The organism is uncultured Candidatus Thioglobus sp. (genome assembly GCF_963981275.1).
Lineage (GTDB): Bacteria > Pseudomonadota > Gammaproteobacteria > PS1 > Pseudothioglobaceae > Thioglobus_A.
This window is the reverse complement of the sequence record NZ_CAXCCZ010000062.1, coordinates 1-2,949: the sequence shown is the minus strand read 5'-3', so window position 1 is coordinate 2,949 and position 2,949 is coordinate 1. Positions and strand designations below refer to the sequence as shown.

Annotated in this window: 3 protein-coding genes; all 3 read right to left on the bottom strand. The window is 39.2% G+C overall.

What is annotated here, in order from left to right; genetic code table 11:
- Positions 1 to 1,986: AAA family ATPase (locus ABNR88_RS07080; protein WP_291929233.1), on the bottom strand; the 1,986-nt coding region annotated here is incomplete at its 3' end.
- Between the two features lie 15 nt (positions 1,987 to 2,001).
- The gene (gene clpS / locus ABNR88_RS07075; protein WP_291929235.1) at positions 2,002 to 2,301 is read right to left on the bottom strand and encodes an ATP-dependent Clp protease adapter ClpS; all 300 of its coding nucleotides are present in this window, start codon (positions 2,299 to 2,301) and stop codon (positions 2,002 to 2,004) included.
- Position 2,302: 1 nt separating this feature from the next.
- Positions 2,303 to 2,949: LptF/LptG family permease (locus ABNR88_RS07070; protein WP_348670245.1), on the bottom strand; the 647-nt coding region annotated here is incomplete at its 5' end.

Genomic DNA, 2,949 nt, shown 5'->3' with positions numbered 1-2,949 from the left:
CTCAAACAAGAACTTATTGACCACATACACAATTGTATCTTTATTCAATGCATTAAAGTAAATCACCTCAGATAAACGATTTCTAAATTCTGGGGTAAAGGTCTTTTTCAATTCACCCTTATAATCCAGTGCATGGTCTTGCTCGCTAAAACCGATCGAGGCGCGCTGTACGCTATGAGCACCCACATTGGAAGTCATTACCAGTATTACATTTCTAAAGTCAATTTCGCGCCCATTAGCGTCAGTCATCTTGCCGTTATCCATTACTTGCAGTAGGATATTAAACAAATCAGGATGGGCTTTTTCCACCTCATCTAATAGTAAAACAGCGTATGGATTAGAATTAACCGCCTCCGTTAACAAACCACCTTCATCATATCCAACATAACCAGGAGGGGATCCTATAAGCTTGGAAATAGAATGGCGCTCCATATATTCACTCATATCAAAACGCAACAACTTAACGCCCATAATGCGTGCCAACTGTTTGCAAATCTCAGTTTTTCCTACACCAGTTGGTCCGGCAAATAAGAATGCGCCCATGGTTTTATCTTCTTGTGAAAGGCCTGAGCGTGCTAGCTTAATGGCCGTTGAAAGGCTTTCTACAGCGACATCCTGCCCAAATACGCCAAGTTTTAATTCCGCCGCTAAGTTTTTAAGTAGTGACTTGTCATCACTGTTAACTTGACGCGATGGGATACGCGCCAACTTGGCCACAATATTTTCAATATCACTCACACCAATATTAATTTTGCGCTTAGATTTAGGCTGAATTTGTTGCAATGCGCCCACCTCATCAATCACGTCAATAGCTTTATCTGGCAGGCGACGATCATTCATATATCGATGTGACAACTCCACTGCAGACTCCAATGCCGCTGCTGAATATTTCACTTTGTGATGATCTTGATAGTATTTTTTCAAGCCTTGCAAAATCTTAACCGCATCACCAACTGAAGGCTCTTCAATATCAATTTTCTGGAAGCGACGCGTAAGCGCATGATCCTTTTCAAATACTTTGCGAAATTCCTCAATAGTGGTGGAGCCCATACACCTAAGTGACCCATCGGCCAATGCAGGTTTAAGTAAATTAGAAGCATCCAATGAACCGCCAGAAACACTTCCTGCACCAATCATAGTATGAATTTCATCGATAAATAAAATTGCGTGAGGAATTTTTTCTAAATCAGTTAAAACGGACTTTAGACGCTTTTCAAAATCCCCTCGATATTTGGTGCCGGCAATCAAAATACCAATATCTAGCGAGTAAATACTGGCCTCTTTTAAAACATCTGGAACTTTGCCGTCAACAATTTTTTTAGCAATACCTTCAGCAATAGCAGTCTTTCCTACACCAGCTTGACCAACAAACAACGGGTTGTTTTTTCGACGACGAGACAGCACTTGCACAGTGCGCAACACCTCTTCCTCTCGTCCAAGTAATGGATCAACTTTTCCGGCTCGGGCTTTTTCACAAAGATTGGTTGTATAAGTTTCAAGGGAAGATTTTTTGGGTTTTTGAGTTTCGGACTCAATCGCAGCAGTCTGCTCAATCTCCTCAGGCTCTCGATTAGCAATACCTTCCATTACCTCTAGACGAGAAATGTTATTTAGCTTGAGCAAATATACGGCGTGCGATTCTTTTTCTGACAAAATACTCACCAACACATTCATTGCATATACGGTATTTTTTTGTGCAGATTGTGCCTGGTAAACACTACGCTGCAACACCCTTTGAAAGCCCACAGTGGGCACAATGTCAATCTCGGAGTCCTGAGCGATAAGTGGCGTATGTGAATCAATATACTCTTCCAATTCTTCACGAATTTCATCAAGATTAACGCGTTTGTTGCGCAAAAAAGTATTCACCTCCTCAATATTTAACAAGGCGAGCAGTAAATGTTCAACGGTAACGAACTCTAGGCGATTATTACGCGCCTGAGTCATGATAAAGTTAATCTCTTGTTGTAGTCCTGATTCAATCATAGTTTTTATTATAAGTTAGTTGCTGAGTTCACGCAAAACACACATCAGCGGTTGTTCGTTGTTTCTCGCAAAATCCGTCACTTGGGTTACTTTTGTTTGGGCAATGTCATGCGAATACGTGCCACATATCCCTTCTCCATCAACATGAATTTTAATCATAATCGCATTTGCAGATTCTTCATTTTTTGAAAAAAAACGCATCAACACTTCCACTACAAACTCCATTGTCGTGTAATCATCATTTAATAATAACACCTGAAATCTTTTTGGCTTTTCTAGTTTTGGTTTGATAATTTGGGTTTGCAATTCTTCCATTTTATTGAGCCGATTTTCTCTTTAACAAAATAAAAGCAAACACTAAAACAATGAGTGTTGGCACTGATGCGACCAGAAAATGATTGTAATCAAAACGCAGTGACAATGCTCCACCAATCCTCGAGAATAACTCGAAAAACAAACTTAGTATTATTCCCAGGAAGATTTTTTTACCTAATGAGGCATCTCGTAGCGAGCCAAAAATAAACAACATTGAAAACACGATCATCGCTACCAAGGTAAAGGGTTTAACAATACGCTTATAAAATTCAACTTCAAATGTATCTGCCGCTAAACCATTTTTCGTCAAAAAACTCATCTGCTTATATAAATTCCAGGTGGATAAGTCACGAGGCTCTTTACGCAAACTGTTAACAAAGCCTTGATCGAAAGCAACTGGAAGTTTATATTGGTTTAATTGATTAGTATTAATATCATAAAATTTCTGATCATCGCTGCGATTAATTTGATAAAAATTAGCTTTTTCCAGCATAAGGCTTTCACCCTCAAATACAGCACTGTCAGCCTGACCAACTGAAGCTAATGTTTTATTATCTTTAAGATTAATCAGCATAACATCGCCAAATGAACGCCCATCAAAATTTTTGCCAACATGGATAATTGAGTGCTTATCTTTCACCCAAAATC